At 64.3% G+C, this 20,011-nt stretch carries 20 protein-coding genes; 10 read left to right on the forward strand and 10 right to left on the reverse strand.

All coding sequences use genetic code 11. The features are described from left to right. Positions 1–124: 124 nt before the first annotated feature. The 4 genes from EN852_RS01950 (at position 125) to EN852_RS01965 (ending at position 3,840) form a co-directional block, all read left to right on the forward strand. The gene (locus EN852_RS01950; protein ID WP_127864196.1) at positions 125–976 is read left to right on the forward strand and encodes a tetratricopeptide repeat protein; all 852 of its coding nucleotides are present in this window, start codon (positions 125–127) and stop codon (positions 974–976) included. Between the two features lie 232 nt (positions 977–1,208). Beyond that, positions 1,209–1,685 (forward strand): DUF992 domain-containing protein, encoded by a 477-nt coding sequence (locus tag EN852_RS01955; protein WP_095817041.1) that lies wholly within the window; start codon positions 1,209–1,211, stop codon positions 1,683–1,685. Positions 1,686–1,831: 146 nt separating this feature from the next. Further along, entirely contained in the window at positions 1,832–2,314 is a 483-nt protein-coding gene (locus EN852_RS01960; protein WP_127864195.1) for a DUF992 domain-containing protein, read from the forward strand. Between the two features lie 134 nt (positions 2,315–2,448). After that, positions 2,449–3,840, forward strand: coding sequence for an MFS transporter (locus tag EN852_RS01965; protein ID WP_127874934.1), 1,392 nt, complete (start codon positions 2,449–2,451; stop codon positions 3,838–3,840). Positions 3,841–3,886: 46 nt separating this feature from the next. Here the strand turns inward: EN852_RS01965 and EN852_RS01970 are convergent, their stop codons facing one another. Next, positions 3,887–4,744 carry a LysR family transcriptional regulator gene (locus EN852_RS01970; RefSeq protein ID WP_127874703.1) on the reverse strand — a complete coding sequence of 286 codons (858 nt, stop codon included), beginning with the start codon at positions 4,742–4,744 and terminating at the stop codon, positions 3,887–3,889. Between the two features lie 96 nt (positions 4,745–4,840). Between EN852_RS01970 and EN852_RS01975 the strand changes: the two genes are divergently transcribed. Together EN852_RS01975 and EN852_RS01980 are read left to right on the forward strand one after the other, a co-directional pair. Beyond that, a complete protein-coding gene (locus EN852_RS01975; protein WP_127874704.1) occupies positions 4,841–6,166 on the forward strand; it encodes an aspartate aminotransferase family protein in 1,326 nt (441 codons plus the stop codon). 123 nt (positions 6,167–6,289) lie between these two features. Further along, on the forward strand, positions 6,290–6,655 hold the full coding sequence (locus EN852_RS01980) for a VOC family protein (protein WP_127864192.1): 366 nt from the start codon (positions 6,290–6,292) through the stop codon (positions 6,653–6,655). A gap of 5 nt (positions 6,656–6,660) precedes the next feature. Here EN852_RS01980 and coaBC read toward each other — a convergent pair whose 3' ends face one another. Then, positions 6,661–8,133, reverse strand: a complete 1,473-nt coding sequence (gene coaBC / locus EN852_RS01985) for a bifunctional phosphopantothenoylcysteine decarboxylase/phosphopantothenate--cysteine ligase CoaBC (RefSeq protein ID WP_210238217.1) — start codon at positions 8,131–8,133, stop codon at positions 6,661–6,663. Positions 8,134–8,250: 117 nt separating this feature from the next. On the opposite strand from coaBC, the gene EN852_RS01990 reads away from it, so the two are divergent. Continuing rightward, on the forward strand, positions 8,251–8,634 hold the full coding sequence (locus tag EN852_RS01990) for a DUF6572 domain-containing protein (protein WP_127874705.1): 384 nt from the start codon (positions 8,251–8,253) through the stop codon (positions 8,632–8,634). A 14-nt stretch (positions 8,635–8,648) separates the two neighbouring features. Here the strand turns inward: EN852_RS01990 and ubiB are convergent, their stop codons facing one another. Together ubiB and ubiE are read right to left on the reverse strand one after the other, a co-directional pair. Next, on the reverse strand, positions 8,649–10,223 hold the full coding sequence (gene ubiB, locus EN852_RS01995) for a 2-polyprenylphenol 6-hydroxylase (RefSeq protein WP_127874706.1): 1,575 nt from the start codon (positions 10,221–10,223) through the stop codon (positions 8,649–8,651). Positions 10,224–10,280: 57 nt separating this feature from the next. Beyond that, a complete protein-coding gene (gene ubiE, locus EN852_RS02000) occupies positions 10,281–11,057 on the reverse strand; it encodes a bifunctional demethylmenaquinone methyltransferase/2-methoxy-6-polyprenyl-1,4-benzoquinol methylase UbiE (protein ID WP_127874707.1) in 777 nt (258 codons plus the stop codon). A gap of 168 nt (positions 11,058–11,225) precedes the next feature. On the opposite strand from ubiE, the gene EN852_RS02005 reads away from it, so the two are divergent. The 3 genes from EN852_RS02005 to EN852_RS02015 all read left to right on the forward strand — a co-directional run bounded on the left by EN852_RS02005 (position 11,226) and on the right by EN852_RS02015 (position 13,672). After that, a complete protein-coding gene (locus tag EN852_RS02005; RefSeq protein WP_127874708.1) occupies positions 11,226–12,200 on the forward strand; it encodes an adenosine deaminase in 975 nt (324 codons plus the stop codon). A gap of 169 nt (positions 12,201–12,369) precedes the next feature. Beyond that, positions 12,370–12,999, forward strand: coding sequence for a uracil phosphoribosyltransferase (upp, locus tag EN852_RS02010; RefSeq protein ID WP_027165262.1), 630 nt, complete (start codon positions 12,370–12,372; stop codon positions 12,997–12,999). Positions 13,000–13,105: 106 nt separating this feature from the next. Further along, entirely contained in the window at positions 13,106–13,672 is a 567-nt protein-coding gene (locus EN852_RS02015) for a TIGR02281 family clan AA aspartic protease (RefSeq protein WP_127874709.1), read from the forward strand. 107 nt (positions 13,673–13,779) lie between these two features. On the opposite strand, the gene deoA is transcribed toward EN852_RS02015, so the two are convergent. The 6 genes from deoA to EN852_RS02045 are packed head-to-tail and all read right to left on the reverse strand — an operon-like array spanning position 13,780 to position 19,990. After that, positions 13,780–15,096, reverse strand: a complete 1,317-nt coding sequence (deoA, locus tag EN852_RS02020; protein ID WP_127874710.1) for a thymidine phosphorylase — start codon at positions 15,094–15,096, stop codon at positions 13,780–13,782. Next, positions 15,096–15,899 (reverse strand): purine-nucleoside phosphorylase, encoded by an 804-nt coding sequence (locus tag EN852_RS02025; protein WP_127874711.1) that lies wholly within the window; start codon positions 15,897–15,899, stop codon positions 15,096–15,098. The genes deoA and EN852_RS02025 overlap by 1 nt, the downstream gene beginning before the upstream one ends. Then, positions 15,896–16,288, reverse strand: a complete 393-nt coding sequence (gene cdd, locus EN852_RS02030; RefSeq protein WP_127864185.1) for a cytidine deaminase — start codon at positions 16,286–16,288, stop codon at positions 15,896–15,898. The genes EN852_RS02025 and cdd overlap by 4 nt, the downstream gene beginning before the upstream one ends. Positions 16,289–16,348: 60 nt before the next feature. Then, positions 16,349–17,320, reverse strand: a complete 972-nt coding sequence (locus tag EN852_RS02035) for an ABC transporter permease (protein ID WP_127864184.1) — start codon at positions 17,318–17,320, stop codon at positions 16,349–16,351. Between the two features lies 1 nt (position 17,321). Next, positions 17,322–18,461 carry an ABC transporter permease gene (locus EN852_RS02040; protein WP_127874712.1) on the reverse strand — a complete coding sequence of 380 codons (1,140 nt, stop codon included), beginning with the start codon at positions 18,459–18,461 and terminating at the stop codon, positions 17,322–17,324. After that, positions 18,458–19,990 carry an ABC transporter ATP-binding protein gene (locus tag EN852_RS02045; protein ID WP_127874713.1) on the reverse strand — a complete coding sequence of 511 codons (1,533 nt, stop codon included), beginning with the start codon at positions 19,988–19,990 and terminating at the stop codon, positions 18,458–18,460. Before EN852_RS02045 ends, EN852_RS02040 begins: the two co-directional genes overlap by 4 nt. Positions 19,991–20,011: the final 21 nt, after the last annotated feature.

Consider the following 20,011-nt stretch of genomic DNA (forward strand, 5'->3'; position numbering starts at 1 on the left):
TTTCGTCCTTTTCGAAGGATACCGAAGGTGGCGCGATGCGGAATCGCCGCCACCTTTTTGTTTACAGATTCGGGCCGGTTCGGAGAGGGAACGGACTGACGGCGCTGCGGCAGTGAGGACAAAGATGAACGCTATTACCGTGGAGCGTGGAACCGCTTTTCGCGGCTTCGCCCTGACGGCGGCCCTGCTTTCGGGTCTGATGCTTGCAGCATGCCAGACGGCCCCGACGGGTGAGTTCAACTCGATCGACAAGGCGCAGGGCTCGAGCGAGAACATCTCCTCGCTCTCGGCGGTCATCCAGCGCAATCCGCAGGATCCCGAGGGCTATAATGTGCGCGGCTCGGCCTATGGCCGCGGTGGCCAGTACCAGGCGGCGCTGAAGGACTTCAACCAGGCCATCCAGCTCAATCCGAACTTCTACCAGGCCTATTCGAATCGCGCGCTGATCCAGCGTTTCCTCGGCAACCAGGAAGCGGCTCTGGCCGACTACAACCGCTCGATCCAGATCAACGCCAATTACGATGCCGCCTATATCGGCCGCGGTAATCTCTACCGTAAGGTGGGCCGCACCCAGGATGCCTTCAACGACTTCCAGAAGGCGATCCAGCTCGACACGACCGATGCGCGCGCCTACCACAATCGCGGCCTGATCTATCAGAGCCAGGGCCAGCACAAATTCGCCATCGAGGACTTCTCGACCGCCATCTCGCTGGCGCCGGACGCCGCCGAGCCCTACAACGGCCGTGGCCTCTCCTATCTGGCGACAGGCGACGAGGACAACGCCTTCTCCGACTTCAACATGGCCATCAAGCTCGACGGCAAGAATGCCGAGGCCTGGGCCAACCAGGCGCTGATCTACGAGCGCCGTGGCGACAAGGTCAGGGCCGCCAAGTCCTACCGCGAGGCAATCCACCTCGACCCGAACTACCAGCCGGCCAAGGACGGTCTTTCGCGCACAGGCGGCAACGCCAGCTGATCGGAAGCTGACGCCCACAGAGGCCTATTGCACGACGCTTAGGCGTCGTCCCCGATCGCCCGGTCGCCGCCGGTGACCGCAGTGTTGCGCCGCGGCGACGCCGATAGCGAACCGCTAACTGCTCAGGGCGGCGCGTTAATCTTTGCCATGTTCGCGCCAAGTTTTCGGCGGAACGCTCGGCGCACCTCGCTCGTTTAAGCCGGGGCAAAATTTTCGCGAAAGGACCATTCCAATGATCAAATCCCTTGCCTGTGCCGCTGCCGCGCTTGCCGCCACGGTCCTCGCCTCGCCGGTCAGCGCCGGCACGCTCCGGCTCGGCACGCTCGACTGCACCATCGATGGCGGCGTCGGCTATGTCATCACATCCAACAAGGGCGTCTCCTGCACCTTCCGTCCCTATCATCACGGTCCGGCCGAGCAGTACACCGGCATGATCTCCAAGCTCGGCGTCGACATCGGCCAGACGCATCAGGGTCAGCTCGTCTGGGCAGTGCTCGGCGCCACGCGCCATCATGAGGCGGGCGACCTCGCCGGCAGCTATTACGGCGTCAACGCGGAGGCCTCCGTCGTGACCGGCGGCGGCGCCAACCTGCTGGTCGGCGGCCTCGACGGCGCCTTCATGCTCGAGCCGCTCAGCGTCCAGGCGCAGACCGGCGTCAACCTGGCCGTCGCGGTGGCATCGCTGGATCTGGTCCACTCCTACAAATAGGCGCTCAGCCGCCAACGACATCCGCCTATACGCGCGGCCCGGAACAGGACATTGTAGCCGTTCCGGGCGCATGCTTTTGAGCAATTCCAGGAAAAGTGTGACACGGTTTTCCGTCCGGAATTGCGTCAAAAAGAAGAGGGGGACATATGTCGAGGATCATCGCCGCAGCCGCGATCGTGATTGTTGCACTGGCCGGACAGGCTCGGGCGGAAACCGGCGGCGTCGAGCTCGGCGTGCTGGATTGCGCCATCGGCGGCGGCACCGGCTTCGTCTTCGGCTCCAGCAAGGATCTGAGCTGCACCTTCACACCGGCCGACAAGACCTTCGCGCCGGAAGCCTATTTCGGCGCCGTCAACAAATACGGTCTCGACATCGGCACCACCAGCCAGAGCGTGATGCGCTGGCTGGTGCTGACGCCCATGAACAACATCTACGCTCCGGGCGCGCTCGCCGGCGACTATGTCGGCGCCAGCGCCGAAGTGACCGCCGCGGTCGGCGCCGGCGCCAATCTCCTGGTCGGCGGCACCGGCAACGCCTTCACCCTGCAGCCGCTCAGCATCCAGACCCAGACCGGCCTCAACATCGCCATCGGCGTCAGCCAGTTCCAGCTGCGCAGCACGGCGAACTGACGTCCGTCATCACGGCATAAAAAATCCGCTTGAGCTCAAGCCCGCTTGAGGTTCTACAGACATGCCCGACATGAAATCGGGAGAGCGTCTTGAATAGGGAATCGGAAAACAAGGTCGACTGGCGGGCGCTGTGGATGAGCGGCGACCTGGCGCGCTTCTGCTTCATCAATCTCGGCATTCTGCTCTACGCCACCAACGAGACGATGGTAGCGACGGTGATGCCGGCGATGGTCGGCGAACTGGACGGTGTGCAACTGGTCGGCTGGTCGCTGGCGATCTACGAGCTTGGCGCCATCACCGCGGGCGCCGCGGCCGGACGGCTGGTCAGCTATGTCAGCCTGCGCAACAACATGGCCGTCGCCGCCCTGCTCTACGCGGCCGGTGCGCTGGTAAGCGCCGTAGCGCCCTCGATGGCCCAGTTCCTCGCCGGACGATTGATCGAGGGCCTCGGTGGCGGCGCGCTGGTGTCGCTGGCGTACATCTCCGTCGAGCGCCTGTTTCCACGCAACATCTGGCCGCAGCTCTTCGGCGTGATGTCGGCGATCTGGGGCATCGCCGCCTTCAGCGGTCCGATGATCGGGGCGATCATGGTCGAGCTTCTGTCCTGGCGCTGGGCGGTCGGCATCTTCACCCTGGGCGGCATCGCCGTCGCGCTTGCCAGCCTCACCGTCCTCAACACCGCCGGCGCGTCACGGCCGCAGGCCTCGGGCGATGCGGCACCGCCCTTCCCCTATGGCGCGCTCGGCTGCCTTGCCGTCGCCGTCGTGCTGATCGCAACCGCCGGCGTCGATATCACACTGCTTCGCTCCACGCTGCTTCTTTGCCTCGGCCTGATCGCCCTGGCACTGTTCGTCCGGGTCGATGGGCTCAGACCCCGCTCGCGGCTCTTCCCGTCAAATCTGTTTTCGTGGCGCTCGCCGGTCGGCAACGGCATGACCATGGTCGCGGCGTTCTCGGTGGCGACCTGCTCCTTCGGCATCTACGGGCCGCTGCTCTTGACCACGCTGCATCAGATCCCGCTTCTCACCACCGGCTATATCATCGCCGCCGAATCGATCTCATGGTCGATCCTGTCGATCCTCGTCGCTAATGCGCCACTGCATCGCGAGCGTTCGATCATCGTCGTCGGGGCGCTGATGATCGCCTGCGGCATTGCAGGCTTCGCCTACACGATCCCCGCCGGCTCGATCCCGCTGATCCTGCTCTGCGCCCTTTTGCAGGGCGGCGGCTTCGGCGTCGCCTGGCCGTTCCTGACCCGCGTCATCGTCGCATCGGCGCGCGAGGGCGAACAGACCATCGCCTCCGCCGCAGTGCCGACGATGCAGCGCATCGGCTATGCGGTCGGCGCGGCCGTCGCCGGCATCATCGCCAATGCCAGCGGCTTCTCCGACGGGCTGAGCCGCGAGGCGGCCGCGACTGTCGCCGGCTGGCTGTTCCTGGCTTTCGTGCCGCTCGGGATCGTCGGGTGCCTGGCGGCGCTCAGGATGTCTTTGACGGCAACCCGGCCGCAAATGGCCGCGGGCTGACGGTCCAGGCCACAAGCTGATCCAGAAGCCGCAAGCCAGCAGACCCTCAAAGCGACGGCAGAACGTTGCAGATATGATCGGCAAAGGCCGTGGCCGCGGGCGATCGTTCCGCGTCGGCGAAAACGATCACAATGCCGAGCCCGGGCAGCGGAGGAAGCGGAGCGCCGAGAATATGGAGATCGGGCGGCACCGCGCCCTCGGCCATCACGCTGATCGCCAGGCCTGATCGGGCCACGGCGATCAGCCCGGCAAGGCTGTTTGAGGCATAGGCTATCTTGTAGCGCAGCCCGGCGCGGGTCATGGCCTCGCAGGCGCCCTTGTGGTCGATCGCGTTCGACGCGGCCAGGGCGAGCGGAACGGTGTCGCCGAAATCGTAGAGTTCCAGGGTTGGCCGGCTGCCGACCCAGACCAGGGACTCCCTGCGCACCACATCCGGCGCATCGCTTGGATTGGGCGTGGAAACGAGCGCCAGATCGACCTGACGCGCATTGATGAGCGTGCGCAGTTCGACCGTCGGCGCCGAGACCACCTTGATCTCGACATCGGGATACACCGTGCCGAAACTCTTCAAGAGCGCCGGAAAGAACGCGCTCAGATAATCCTCGGGGCTACCGAAGATGATCGAGCCGTGCAGCCCCTTGTCGGAAAAGGCCGAGATCGCCTCGTCGTGGATTTTGAGGATACGCTCGGCATAGGCCAGAAATCGTTCGCCGCTGCCGGTAAGCCGCACGCCGCTGCCGCTGCGATGAAAAAGGCTTTGGCCAAGCGCTTCCTCCAGCCGCTGGATCTGCATGGTCACGGCCGATTGCGTGCGCCCGACCTGCACCGCCACTGCGCTCAGCGTGCCGGAATGCGCCGCACGCACGAATGTCGACAAGAGCTTGAGATCGAGCGGAGCCTGCATATCAAATCCATTGATATCCGGATTTGACCACTATCAATTTTACTGCACACACGCCAACCGCTATTTGTTGCCAATCGATGCGGTGGAGCTGGAACGATGTCGAAGAACCAGGATCATGGTTTTTGGAATGCGGCGCAAAAGCATCTCATCCGGTATGGTGGGAGTTTCGAGCCGGCGATCATCGAGCGCGCGGCGGGATCGTTCGTCTACGACGCCGATGACCGGCCGATCCTCGATTTCACCTCCGGCCAGATGAGCGCGCTGCTCGGCCATTCCCATCCCCGCATCGTCTCCACGGTGAGCCGCCAGGTCGGGCAGGTGGCGCACCTGTTCAGCGGCATGCTGTCCCGTCCGGTGGTCGAACTCGCCGAGCGGCTGGCGGCGCTGGCGCCGGGGCTCGACCGGGTGCTGCTCCTGTCGACCGGCGCGGAATCGAACGAAGCCGCGATCCGCATGGCCAAGCTGGTCACCGGCAAGCATGAGATTGTCGCCTTTTCGAAGAGCTGGCACGGCATGACCGGTGTCGCCGCATCGGCGACCTACAGCGCCGGCCGCAAGGGCTACGGCCCGGCCGCCGTCGGCTCGCTCGCAATCCCCGCGCCGAACAGTTTTCGGCCGCGTTTCAAGCAGGCCGACGGCTCGCTGGATTGGCAGACCGAGCTCGATGATGCTTTCGATCTGGTGGACAGCCAGTCGACGGGCAATCTGGCCGCTTTCGTCGCCGAACCGATCCTGTCGAGCGGCGGCATATTGGAATTGCCGCAAGGCTATCTGGCGGCGCTGCAAAAGAAGTGCCGCGAGCGCGGCATGCTTTTGATCCTTGACGAGGCGCAGACCGGCATCGGCCGCACCGGGCATATGTTCGCCTTCCAGCGGGACGGCGTCACCCCGGACATCCTGACGCTTTCCAAGACGATCGGCGCCGGCCTGCCACTATCGGCCGTCATGACGACGGCCGAGATCGAGGAGGAAGCGCATGCGAAAGGCTTCCTGTTCTACACCACCCACGTCTCTGATCCGCTGCCGGCGGCCGTCGGCCTCGCCGTGCTCGACGTGGTGGCGGAGGAAAAGCTGGTCGAGCGCGCCCGCCATCTCGGCGCGCGATTGTTCGATGGCCTCTCGCGACTTAAGCAGCGTTACGACTGCGTCGGCGACGTGCGCGGCCGTGGCCTCCTGCTCGGTGTCGAGATCGTCAAGGACGGCAGGGTTCCCGATCACCAGCTTGGCGCCGCCATTGCCGTGGAAGCATTTCGGCGCGGGCTGAGCATGAACATCGTCAAGCTCCCTGGCATGGGCGGCGTCTTCCGCATCGCGCCGCCGCTGACGATTTCCGAAGAGGACTTGGACCTGGGGCTGAAGATCATTGCTGAGGCGATCGAAGCCACCGTGAACACGAACCGTCCAGGTATCGCCGCCGAATAAGGCTATTGGGGATGGCGTCGGCATCCAGGCGAGCCCCATCCACGCCGTTTTTTAACAACTAGATGCTGCCGCTCGCATGCGGATTGGCTACTGTGTGGAAAAACCCCGCAGTGAGGATAACCGATGTCGGCCGTACGGTACTTCGTCCATGATGTTCAGGAAGCGATTGCCTTCTACAAGGATGTCCTGGAGTTCGAGCTCATAGCGCAATATGGACCCGCGATGGCCATCGTCAGGCACGGATCGCTGACATTGTGGCTCGCCGGTCCCCGCTCGTCGGCAGCGCAGCCGACCGCCGAGGGCGAGACGCCTTCGGCCGGGGGCTGGAACCGGATCGTCCTGATCACCGAGGATCTGAAATCCCGCTTGCCCGCGATCGAGGCTGCCGGCTGCAAGATACGAGTGCCCTTGAGGACCGGCCCCGGCGGTTCGCAGCTCGTCATCCAGGATCCTTCCGGCAATTGCATCGAACTCTTCGAGGAAGGCTGAGCTGCTCAGACGACGATAGCCTGAAGCCGCTCGGCAATCAGCGCGGCGAGCCGCGCCGCAACCTCCTCCTTGCCCATCTCCGGCCATTCCTCGACGCCGGTCCTGGAGACGATGCGCACCTTGTTGCGGTCGCCGCCCATCACACCGGACGGCCCGATGCCGCTTTCATGCGAGACGTCGTTGGCGACGATGAAGTCGGCGCCCTTTTTCTTGAGCTTGGCTTCGGCATTGGCGATCAAATCCTGCGTCTCGGCGGCGAAGCCGACGACGAGGCCCGGCCGCTGGCTGTGATGGCCGATGCCGGCAAGGATATCCGGGTTCTCGACCATCTTGAGCGACGGCGGTCCCTCGCCCGCCACCTTCTTGATCTTCTCGCCGGCGGCACTGGCCGTGCGCCAGTCGGCGACCGCGGCGACGAATATGGCGGCATCCGCCGGCAGCAAGCTCTCGACCGCTTGCTTCATCTGGGCGGCCGTTTCGACATGCGTGGTCGCGACGCCGGTGGGATCGGGGATGTTCACCGGACCGGAAACCAGCCGCACATCGGCGCCGAGCTTCGCCAGCGCGGCCGCGATGGCATGGCCCTGCTTGCCGGACGAGCGGTTGGCGATGTAGCGCACCGGATCGATCGGCTCATGCGTCGGCCCCGAGGTGACGATGACCCTGCGGCCGCCAAGCGGCTTCGGCTTCTCGTCGAGCATCGCCTCGATCGCGGCGACGATCTCCAGCGGTTCGGCCATGCGCCCCTCGCCCGCTTCGTTGCTTTCCGCCATCTCGCCCTTGCCGGGGCCGACAAAGGCGATGCCGTCCTTCTGCAAGGTTGCCCGGTTGCGCCGCGCTGCCGGATGCGCCCACATTTTCGGATTCATCGCCGGCGCCATCACCACCTTCTTGTCGGTGGCGAGAAGCAACGTCGAGGCAAGGTCGTTGGCATGGCCGTTGGCAAGCTTCGCCATGAGGTCGGCGGTCGCCGGCGCCACCACCAGCAGGTCGGCCTCGCGCGATAGCCTGATATGGCCGACATCGTGCTCGTCCTTGCGGTCGAACAGCTCGGTGAAGACGTGGTCGGCCGAAAGCGCGCCGACCGACAAAGTGGTTACGAATTCCTGCGCGGCCGATGTCATGACCACCCGCACGGAAGCGCCGCGCTCACGCAGCCGCCGGATCAAGTCGAGCGATTTGTAGGCGGCGATGCCGCCGCCGATGATCAGCAGGATGCGCTTGCCGGAGAGTGAGCCGCGCGGGACCGGCTTACCGGACGTGGCGACAGCCTGCACCGCCTGCTCGTGTGAGCCTGTCAGCGCGCGCAGCTTCTCCTCGATCTGGCCGATGCGGTCGGCCTGCCCCGCCCGGCCCTCGACCGCGGCGCGGATCATCGCCCGCGCCTGCTCTTCCATCGAGCAGCCGTTTTCGGCGGCGAGCTGCCGAAGCAGATCCTTGACCTCATCATCGAGATTTCGGATCGTGATGCTGGCCATGTGATTGCACTCGCTTTCAGAAACGCGCCTGCAATGATAGCAATGCAATCAAATGGCGGCAAGCCGCATGGCGGTTAGGTATCGTCTCGGGTGCCTCACAAATACGATTGAAGGATAATGAATAACGAGAGTTTTGCCATCAGGGATGAATTTTCGAACGATTTGGAAGTTCGTTTGGGAAACAATGGTCTGCGGTTCGTCATCACTGATACGTTGCCTTGGACAGATGACGAGATGATAGCTGCGCATCTCGAAATCATATCGGCGAGGGTGGACTCCTACATGCAGATCGCAACAAGCGATCGATTTCGCCAGGGATATCCCGCAACCCCGCTAGACAAGGTTTCGATTGTGCTTCGATTCCGCTTTCAGCCCGCTCTAACTGCTGAGCCTATTTTGTTTGGAATATCAAAGAGGCTCGCTACACACGGCATCCGCTTCCGTTACGGGATGGCTTCGGAGTATCGGAAAGATCCCAGCTGCGGTGAAATTTCAAACTGAGACCCTTCCCGCGGTCACAGCAGTTTCCACGCGACATAGATCAGAGTCAGCGCGATTACCCACAGCGCCACGCGGCCGGAGCGGGTGTGACGTGCTTCGGCCTTGCCGATAGCGCGCGCGGTCGCTTCATCGAAGCGCAAGCCGTTCTCCGCCATCAGGTCGATCTCGCGCGACAGCCGGTCGGTGCGGGCCGCAAGGTCCGGCGCCTGGCGCGCCAGTGCCAGCAGCGCCTTGGCGCCATCGCGCGCATCGGTGAGCAACCCGCGCGGACCGAGATTCCCGGCGATCCAGTCGCCAACCACCGGCTCCGAGGTCTTCCACATGTTGAAGGCCGGATCGAGCGTGCGCGCGACGCCCTCGACCACCACCATGGTCTTCTGCAGCAGGATCAGTTCTGGTCGCGTTGCCATGTCGAACAGCTCGGTGACCTCGAAGAGAAGCGTCAAAAGCTTCGCCATCGAAATGGTGTCGGCCGACTGGCCGTGGATCGGCTCGCCGATGGCACGGATCGCCTGCGCGAAGGCCGAGACATTGTGCTGGCGCGGCACATAGCCCGCCTCGAAATGCACTTCGGCGACGCGCTGATAGTCGCGCACGATGAAGCCGTAGAGGATTTCCGCCAGGAAGCGCCGCTCCTTCTTGCCGAGCCGCCCGGCAATGCCGAGATCGACGGCGACAATGGTGCCGTTTGCCTCGACGAACAGGTTTCCCGGATGCATGTCGGCATGGAAGAAACCGTCACGCAGCGTGTGCCTGAGGAACGACTGGATGAGGTTGGCAGCGATCGCCTTGAGGTCGTGCCCGGCGGCGGCGAGGCCGGCGATGTCGTTCATCTTGACACCGTCGATCCACTCCATGGTGAGCACGTCGCGACCGGTCCGTTCCCAGTCGACCGCGGGCACGCGGAATCCCGGATCGTCCTTGGTGTTCTCGCCGAGTTCCGAAAGCGCGGCCGCCTCTAGCCTCAGATCCATCTCGATTCTGGTGGTCTGCGCCAGCGTCTGCGTCACCTCGATCGGGCGCAGCCGACGCGACGATGGAATGTATTTCTCCTGCAGGTGGGCGGCGAGAAAGTAGCTTTCGAGGTCCTGGAAGAAGCGGTGCCGCACGCCGGGCCGGATGACCTTCACCGCGACGCGCGAAGCAGTGCCCTCGCGCAAGACCTCGGCGCTGTGCACCTGCGCGATCGAGGCCGCCGCCACCGGCTCACCGAAGCTGGCATAAAGGTCATCGATCCTGCGTCCGAGCGAGGCCTCGATCGCGTGCACCGCTTCGGCCTTCGGAAAGGTGTGCATCTTGTCCTGCAATAGCGCGAGGTCGAGCGCCATGTCGTTGCCGACGACATCGGGTCGCGTCGCCAGGAACTGGCCGAGCTTGACATAGGAGGGTCCGAGCCGCACCACCGCGCGCGCCAGCCTGTCGCCGCGCTGATAGCTCAGCGCCCGGCGGCGGGTGAAAAGCCGCGCCACGCTCCAGCCGAATTTCGGCATGCCGGAAAGCTCTTCGCCCGGCAACGCCGCGACGACACCCTCGCGGACCAGCACCCAGCCGGCCCTGGCGAGCCTGAAGGCGGCGCCGACGCTGCTCATTGGCCAACCCGATTCAAGAGGGCCTGTTTCAAGGGGGCCTGCTTCAAAGGTCCGGCCTCAAAGCTTCCAGCCGGAATAAAGGGCGGCGATGCCGCCTGAATAGTTGCGGAAGGTGACGCGATCGAAGCCGGCGCGCGCGATCATCGCCGCGAAATTCTGCTGGTTGGGGAACTTGCGGATGGATTCGACGAGGTAGGAATAGGGCTCGCCGTCGCCGGTCACCACCTTGCCGATCCTGGGGATTGCGTTGAACGACCAGGCCTCATAGGCCTTGTCGAGCAGCGGCATCTCGACCTCCGAGAATTCAAGGCACAGAAACCGCCCGCCGCGCTTCAGCACGCGATAGGCTTCGGCAAGCGCCACCTCGATGCGCGGCACGTTACGGATGCCGAATGCGATCGTATAGGCATCGAAGCTGTCGTCCCCGAAAGGAAGCTCTTCGGCGTTGGCCTCCACGAAGTCGGTGTTTGCCGCAAGGCCCAGCTTCTCGGCGCGGTCGCGGCCGACGGAAAGCATGGAACCGTTGATGTCGAGCACCGTGGCGTGGGCCTGGCGCTGGCTGGCCTCGACGATGCGGAAGGCGATATCCCCGGTGCCGCCGGCGACATCGAGCACCTTCCAGCCCGGCCGCTTCGGCGGGTTCAGCCAGGCGACCATCGCGTCCTTCCACAAGCGATGCAACCCGGCCGACATCAGATCGTTCATCAGGTCGTATCGATTGGCCACCTTGTGGAAGACGTCGTTGACCAGGGGCTGCTTCTCGCCTGCCCCGACCTTCCTGAAACCATAGGAGGTTTCCATGCCGCCCGCGGCCGTGGTTCTCTCAACTGACATTATTTTGATCCGTCATAAAACCGGCGGGACCATAGCCGATCGATGGTGCCGACGCTATTGTCCAAGGCGCGGTTTTCGGCCGCGCTTGCAAAACCCGGTCGAGAAAGGTCCCGCATGATTTTCCGACCAGATTCCGTGCGAGAACAGCATGCCGGGCGGAATGACCGCATGATTTTGAAGGCCGAGTTGCACTGCCACATCGAAGGGGCGGCGGCACCGGAGCTTGTCGTCAGCCAGGCCCGCAAATATGGCAAGGACCCTTCGCCCTATATCCAGAACGGCTCCTTCGTCTGGCACGATTTCACCTCGTTTCTCGCTGCTTATGATTTCGCTTCCGACCTGTTTCGCACGGAAGACGATTATGCTCGCCTCGCCGACTATTATCTGACCAGCCTCGCCCGCGACGGCGCCATCTATTCCGAGGTCTTCACCTCGCCGGACCATGCGATAAAGGCTGGCCTCTCGCCAAAAGCCTATACCGACGCGCTGGGCGAAGGCATGGCCCGCGCCAAGGCCAAGACAGGGATCGAAGGCCGCATGATCGTCACCGGCGTGCGCCATGTCGGGGTCGAGGCGATCGAACAGGCGGCGCGTTTCGCGGCGCGCTGCGGCCATCCGCTGGTGACCGGTTTCGGCGTCGCTGGCGACGAGCGCATCGGTGACTTCGAAGACTATGTGCGCGCCTTCGAGATCGCGCGCGAGGCGGGTCTCGGCATCACCATCCATGCCGGCGAGCTGATGGGCTGGGAAAGCGTCAAGGCGGCCCTCGACCACATCCGCCCGTCGCGCATCGGCCATGGCGTGCGCGCCATCGAGAACCCGGACCTCGTCCGCCGCATCGCCGCCGAAGGCGTGGTGCTGGAATGCTGCCCGGGCTCCAACATCGCGCTGAAAGTGTTCGACAGCTTCGCCGACCATCCCTTTCCGGCGCTGCGCGCGGCGGGCTGCAAGGTGACGCTCAACTCCGACGATCCGCCCTATTTCTGGACCTCGCTGAAGCGCGAATACGATATCGCAGCCGAGCATTTCCGCATGGATGACAAGGCGCTTACCGGGATCACGAGGACGACCATCGAGGCGGCATTCGTGGACAGAAAGACCAAGGCGATGCTGCTCAGCCGATTGGACGCAAAGGTGCGGTGAGTGAGTAGGGAGTAGTCGGTAGTCAGCAGTCAGTAGTTATGGGATTTGGCTGAACGCGCATAGAGCGGTTGAAGGCCGGAGCTTTCCCCGAGGCGAGGACTCGCAAATCGGCTCACTATTCTCTACTCACTACTGACCACCACCCACTGCGAACCAGTCGGAGCACATCATGCAGGGCGTCACCGTCGTCGACCACCCCCTTGTCCAGCACAAGCTGACCATCATGCGCAAGAAGGAGACCTCGACGGCCGGCTTCCGGCGGCTGCTGCGCGAGATCTCGCTGCTGCTCGGCTATGAGGTGACCCGCAACCTCGAACTGACGACCACTATGATCGAGACGCCGATCGAGGAGATGGAGGCGCCGACGCTGGAAGGCAAGAAGCTGGTCTTCGCCTCGGTGCTGCGCGCCGGCAACGGCCTGCTCGAAGGCCTGCTCGACCTGGTGCCGGCCGCGCGCGTCGCCCATATCGGCCTCTACCGCGACCATGAGACCCTGGAAGCGGTCGAATATTTCTTCAAGGCGCCGAGCGATCTTGCCGACCGCCTGGTGATCGTCGTCGATCCGATGCTGGCGACCGCCAATTCGGCGATCGCCGCGATCGACAAACTGAAGGGACGCGGCGCCACCAACATCCGCTTCCTGTGCCTGCTCGCCGCCCCGGAAGGCATCGAGCGCTTCACCAAGGCGCATCCGGATGTGCCGATCTTCACCGCCTCGATCGACCGCCAGCTGAACGACAAGGGCTACATCATGCCTGGCCTTGGCGACGCCGGCGACCGCATGTACGGGACAAAATGAGCGCATCGGTTAACCGCGCGTTTACACAACCGCGCGGTTCCGGCGCAGGTTAAAGCGGAAAACACCATGTCGGCGTTAGGATGTGGCCTTGACCTAAGGGGCATCCATGCTGCGCAAGCTTCTCATCCTCGGCATCTTTGCCGGAACCTCGGCGTCGATTCCGATCGTCTTTCAGGCCAATCCGCACCTGGTGGACGGCCTGCTGAAATCGACCGATGCCGCGCAGCCGGCGGCGGCGAAGGCCGAGCCCCAGGTCAATCTCGTCTCGGTCCCGGCCAAGCCGGCTACGCCGATGCCGCTTGGCCGGCAGGTGCTGGTCAATGCCGATGGACGCGGCCATTTCACATCGCAGTTCAAGCTCAATGGCCGGCAGATCGACGGCTTGATCGACACCGGCGCGACACTGGTCGCCATCAACAGTTCGACCGCGCGCAGGATCGGCATCTCGCTCAACCCGTCAGATTTCAATCAACAGGTGAACACCGCCAATGGAGCGATCAAGGCCGCCGTCGTGACGGTCGACCGCCTGCAGATCGGCAAGATCTCGGTCGACAACGTCCAGGCGGTGGTGCTCGATGACCGGGCGCTGCAGACCAACCTGATCGGTATGAGCTTCCTGCAGCGGCTGCAGAAATACCAGGTCCAGGACGGCGCGTTGCTGCTCGTCCAGTAAGCGTCATAAGCAATTCCAGGAAAAGTGTGCAGCGGTTTTCCGTCCGGAATTGCGTCATAACAAAACAGATAGAGCAGGTCACCGTTTCCGGGAAACGGTGACCTGCTCTATCGGGGCAATATTCGCCTGAGCACTGTCTTTTCGGCGGGTGGCTTGGAACTCCCGATCGTGTAAGCAGCACGCACGGCCGCGGCTGCCGCCTCGGCCTCCGCGTCGGTGCGGGCATGGACCAGCGCCAGCGCCTCCGCCGGGCGCAACTCCGCGCCGACCGGCAACAGTCGGGTCAGACCAACCGCATGATCGATCTTGTCATCCGGACGGGAACGCCCGCCGCCAAGCGTCACGACGGCAAGCCCGATATCGCGCGTGGCGATTCCGGTCACAAAGCCGGCCTGTTCCGCTTTCACGGCCAGTTCGACCGGCGCCGCCGGCAAATATTTTTCCGGTTTCTCGATGAAATCGGCCGGTCCGCCAAGCACCGCCACCATTCGCGCGAAGACGGCTGCTGCACGCCCCCCGGCAAGCGCCTCGGTGGCGCGCCTGAGACCATCTTGCTGCGACGAAACCAGCCCCGCCGACTGCAGCATTTCGGCCGCCAGCGCCAGCGTCACATCCTCCAGCCGGCGGTCGCGATAGCGGCCGGTGAGGAAATCGACCGCGTTCTTCACTTCGACCGCGTTGCCGGCAGCCGAAGCCAGCGGTTCGTTCATGCCCGTCACCAGCGCGGAAGCGTTCAGGCCGGCGCCTTTGGCGACCTCGACCAGGCTGTTGGCCAGGGCGACGGCATCGCGCGACTTTTCCATGAAGGCGCCATTGCCGACCTTGACGTCGAGCACCAGCGAGCCCAAGCCTGCGGCAAGCTTCTTCGACAGGATCGAAGCGGTGATCAGCGGGACCGATTCGACCGTGCCCGTCACGTCGCGGATCGCGTAGAGCCTGCGGTCGGCGGGCGCCAGATCGGCGGTCTGGCCAATGATGGCGCATCCCGTTTCAAGCACCGTCTTGCGCAAATGCGCCACATCCGGCTGGCTGGCATAGCCCGGGATGGCATCCATCTTGTCCAGCGTGCCGCCGGTGTGGCCGAGGCCGCGGCCGGAGATCATCGGCACATAGGCGCCGCAGGCGGCGACGATCGGCGCCAGCATCAGCGAGACGTTGTCGCCGACGCCGCCGGTCGAATGCTTGTCGGTGACCGGGCCGGGCAGGTCGGACCAGTCGAGCACGTCGCCTGAATCGCGCATGGCGATCGTCAGTGCCACCGCTTCCTCGCGGCTCATGCCGTTGAGGAACACGGCCATTGCGAAAGCGCCGACTTGGCCCTCGGAGAGGGTGCCGGCCGTCAGCCCTTTGACGAAACCCGCGATCTCGTCGGTCGAGAGCCTGTGGCCGTCGCGCTTGCGGCGGATGATCTCCTGCGGCAGCATCAGTCGGGCAAGCCGTCCTGGAAGACGCGCCGCAGGATCGTCGCCAGCCGCGCGCCGCCGATCGGCGCCATGTCCTTGGTTTCCTGGTGCGAGAGCTCCGCTCCCGTCATCCCCGCCGCCAGGTTGGTGATCACCGAGCAGGCGGCGACCTTGAGGCCGAGGAAGCGGGCGAGGATGACTTCCGGCACGGTCGACATGCCGACCGCGTTGGCGCCCATGACGCGCGCCATGCGGATCTCGGCCGGCGTCTCGAAGCACGGTCCGGAGAACCACATATAGACGCCCTGATGCAGCGCCGTGCCGGTCGCCTTCGCCGCCTTTTCGATCGCGCCGCGCAGGCCGGCATCATAGGCCTCGGTGAGGCCGACGAAGCGGCGGTCGCTCGGCTCGCCGATCAACGGGTTGGAGCCGGAGAAATTGATGTGGTCGGTGATCAGCATCACCGAGCCCGGTCCCATCTCGGGATCGACCGAGCCGGCGGCATTGGTGAGGATCAGATGCGAAATGCCGATGCCGGCAAGCACCTCGAGTGCCGGGCGCATGGCGGCTGCGTTGCCATGCTCGTAATAATGCGCGCGGCCGGACAACATCAGCACCGGCGTGCCGGCGAAATGCCCGGCAACCACCTCGCCGGCATGGCCTGAGACACCGCTGCGCGGAAAACCCGGCAGCTCGGCATAGGAGATACGCCTGGCATCCTTGACCTGGTCGACCAGCCCGCCGAGGCCCGAGCCCAGCACGAGCGCCGCAGTGGGCGCCAGCCCGTCCAACTTCTCGACCAGATGATCCAGCGCTTCCATCATTTCAACATATCGCCCCTGAAGCCGTAGGGCAGCATGTCGCCCATGGTGACCGTCTCGGCCACGCCGGTGTCGTCGCAGAGATAGAGCTTCGTATCAGGCCGGCAGAATTCCGCCAGCCGCTGCCGGCAGCCGCCGCAGGGCGGGCATTTGGCCATGCGTTCGGCGATCACCGCGATCTCGACGATCCTGCCGCCGCCGCCCATGATGTAGTGGCCGAGCGCCGTCGTCTCGGCGCACCAGCCTTCCGGATAGGACGCCACCTCGATGTTGGCGCCGGTGAAGACACGCCCGTCCTCGGTGCGAAGTGCGGCACCCACCGGGAATTTCGAATAGGGCGCATAGGCTTTGGCCATCGCCGTCTTCGCCGCCTCGAACAGATCATGCGACATACGGTTCTTCTCTCCCACGATCTTGTTCAAATGCCGGCCGCGGCGGACGAAAATCCAGCCTCAGCGTTCCTTGACGTAAGGCACGCCGCCGGCGCGCGGCGGGATGGCCTTGCCGATGAAGCCGGCGAGCAGGATGACGGTCAGCACATAGGGCAGCGCCTGCATGAACTGCGCCGGCACCTTGCCGACAAGGGGCAGCGGCGAACCCTGCAAGCGGATCGAGGCCGCGTCGAGGAAGCCGAACAGCAGGCAGGCGAACATGGCGTTGACCGGCTTCCACTTGGCGAAGATGAGCGCTGCCAGCGCGATATAGCCCTTGCCCGCCGTCATGTCCTTCACGAAGCCGCCATTCTGGACCATCGACAGATAAGCCCCGGCAACGCCGGTCAGGATACCGGTGCAGATCAGCGCGCGATAGCGCAGCCAGGCGACCGAGATGCCGGCGGTGTCGACGGCGGCCGGATTCTCGCCCACGGCACGCATCCTCAGCCCGAAGCGGGTGCGAAACAGAACCCACCAGGTGAACGGCACCATGGCGAAGGCGAAATAGACCAGGATCGAGTGGCCGGAAATCAGCTCGGCATAGATCGGGCCTATGATCGGCACATCCCTGATCGCCTCGGCGCCGGGCCAGGTGATCGCCTCGAAACGTTCGCCCGGCTGCAGCGCCGGCGTGCGCCCGCCCTGCTGGAACCAGGCCTGGCCGAGGATGATGGTCGATCCGGCGGCGATGAAGTTGATGGCGACGCCGGAGACGATCTGGTTGCCGCGATGCGTGATCGAAGCGAAGCCATGCACCAGGGCGAAGGCGACCGAGATCAGGATCGCCGTGCCGAGGCCGATCAGCGCCGAATGGAAGACGGCGGCAGCGGAAGCCCCGGCAAAGGCGCCGACCAGCATCTTGCCTTCCAGCCCGATGTCGAAGATGCCGGCCCGTTCGGAATAAAGGCCCGCCAGGCAGGCGAGCAGCAGCGGCACCGAAAGGCGGATGGTCGAGTCCAGCACCTGGACGATTGCGTTGAACATATCCATCTCAGGCCCCCGTCCCCTTGACCGCCTGCATGCCGACCGACTTCGGACTGACTGAGGCGAAAAGCGCCTGGATGTAAGGCCTGAACATATGCTCCAGCGCGCCGGCAAACAGGATGACCAGCCCCTGGATGATGACGATCATGTCGCGGCTGATCGCCGGCATCTCGAAGGCAAGCTCGGCGCCGCCCTGGTAGAGCATGCCGAACAGGATGGCCGCCAGCACGATGCCGACCGGATGCAGCCGGCCCATCAGCGCGACCGCGATGCCGACATAGCCGGCGCCGGACACGAAATCGATCGCGACATTGTGCTGATCGCCCATGACGGGGTTGAGCGCCATCATGCCGGCCAATGCCCCCGAGATCATCATCGCCGTGATGATGATGCGGGTTTCCGAAATGCCCGCGTAGCGCGCCGCCTTCGGGCTGTGGCCATAAGTGCGCATTTCATAGCCGAGCCGGGTGCGCCAGATCAGAAGCCAGACCAGGAAGGCCATGACCAGCGCCAGCAGGAAACAGATGTTGAGCGGCGCCGAGCGGATCTTTGCGCCGAACAATTCGATCACCCAGTTGAGCTTCGGCAGTTCCGCGCCGGCAAGGAAATTCCGCGTCTGCGGCGCCTGCGAGCCGGCCGGCTTCAGCGCGCCGACCAGCAGATAGACCATCGTCGAGGCCGCGATGAAGTTGAACATGATGGTGGTGATGACGATGTGCGAGCCGCGCTTGGCCTGGAGATAGGCCGGGATCAGGCCCCAGAGCGCGCCGAACGCCGCGGCGGCCACGATCGCGATCGGAAAGATCACCCACCAGGGCAGCACGCTGTCGAAGCTCAGGCAGACAAGCGCGATGCCGAGGCCGCCTATATAGGCCTGGCCTTCGGTGCCGATGTTGAACAGGCTGCAATGCGCCGCCACCGCCACCGACAGTCCGGTGAAGATGAAGGTGGTGGCATAGAACAGCGTGAAGGCGATGCCGGTGCCCTTGCCGAAGGCGCCTTCGACCAGGATGACGGCGGCGCGGAATGGGTTCTCGCCGACCAGCATGACGACGAAACCGGCGACGATGAAGGCAACCGACAGGTTGATCAGCGGGATCAGCCCGTAATCGGCCCAGGCCGGCAGCTTGGCGTAGGGCGTGCTCATTCGGCGGCCTCCTGGTGCTCGACACCGGCCATCAGCAGGCCGAGTTCGCCTTCGGTCGCGTCCGGGCCGCGCTCGCCGACGACACGGCCGGCAAACATCACCAGGATACGGTCGGAGAGCGAGCGTATCTCGTCGAGCTCGACCGACACCACCAGCACCGCCTTGCCCTGGTCGCGCATGGCGATCAGCCGCTTGTGGATGAATTCGATGGCGCCGACGTCGACGCCGCGCGTCGGCTGGCCGACGATCAGCACGCCGGGATCCTGTTCCATTTCCCGCGCCAGCACGATCTTCTGCTGGTTGCCGCCGGAGAAATTGGCCGTCTTCAGCCGCGGATTGGCGGGGCGGATGTCGTATTTCTCGATCTTATCCTTGGCGTCGGCCATGATGGCATCGACGTCGAGGAACGGGCCTTTCAGATAGCGCTCGTCGTCGTGATAGCCGAGGATGGTATTCTCGTTCTCCTCGAAGGCGAGAACCAGCCCGACATGGTGGCGGTCCTCCGGCACGTGGGCGAGTCCGCGATCGCGCAATTCGCCGGGATCGGCCTTGCCGGTGAGGTCGATCGGCTTGCCATCGAGCATCACCTCGCCGGAGATTGCATGCCTGATGCCGGAAATCGCCTCGAGCAGTTCCGATTGGCCGTTGCCGGCAACGCCGGCGATGCCGACGATCTCGCCGCCGCGCACATCGAAGGAGACGTTGTCGACCATGGTGACGCCGCGCTGGTCCTTCACCGTCAGGTTCTTCACCGACAGTTTCACCGCGCCGGCTTCCGACTGGCCTTTCTCGACCCTGAGCAGCACCCGCCGGCCGACCATCAGCTCGGCCAATTCACCGACTGTGGTTTCCTTTGTCGTCCTGGTTGCCACCATGGTTCCCTGGCGCATCACCGAAACCGTGTCGGTGATCGCCATGATCTCGCGCAGCTTGTGCGTGATGAGCACGATCGTCTTTCCCTGGTCCTTCAATTGCTTGAGGATGCGGAAAAGGTGGTCGGCCTCGGCCGGCGTCAAAACGCCGGTCGGCTCGTCGAGGATCAGGATCTCGGCGCCGCGATAGAGCGCCTTGAGGATCTCGACGCGCTGCTGCAGGCCGACCGGCAGCTCCTCTATGACGGCGTCGGGATCGACCTCGAGGCCGTATTCGCGTTCCAGCCGGTCAAGCTCCGAGCGCGCCTTGGTTATGCTGCTCTTCAGCAACGCATCGCTTTCGGCGCCGAGGATGACATTTTCCAGCACCGTGAAATTGTCCACCAGCATGAAATGCTGGTGGACCATGCCGATGCCGAGCGCGATCGCGTCGTTGGACGTGTGGATCGAAACAGGCTTGCCGCCGACGCGGATTTCGCCGCTGTCGGCCTGGTAGAAGCCGTAGAGGATCGACATCAGCGTCGACTTGCCGGCGCCGTTCTCGCCGACAATGCCGTGGATGGTGCCGCGCGCGACCTCCAGGTTGATGTCGCGGTTGGCGCGTACCGCGCCAAAGCTCTTGTTGATGCCTATGAGCTCAATTGCGGCTTGCGCCATGCAGCCTGTCCCACTCAGTTT

The organism is Mesorhizobium sp. M2E.F.Ca.ET.209.01.1.1, from assembly GCF_004010375.2.
Lineage (GTDB): Bacteria > Pseudomonadota > Alphaproteobacteria > Rhizobiales > Rhizobiaceae > Mesorhizobium.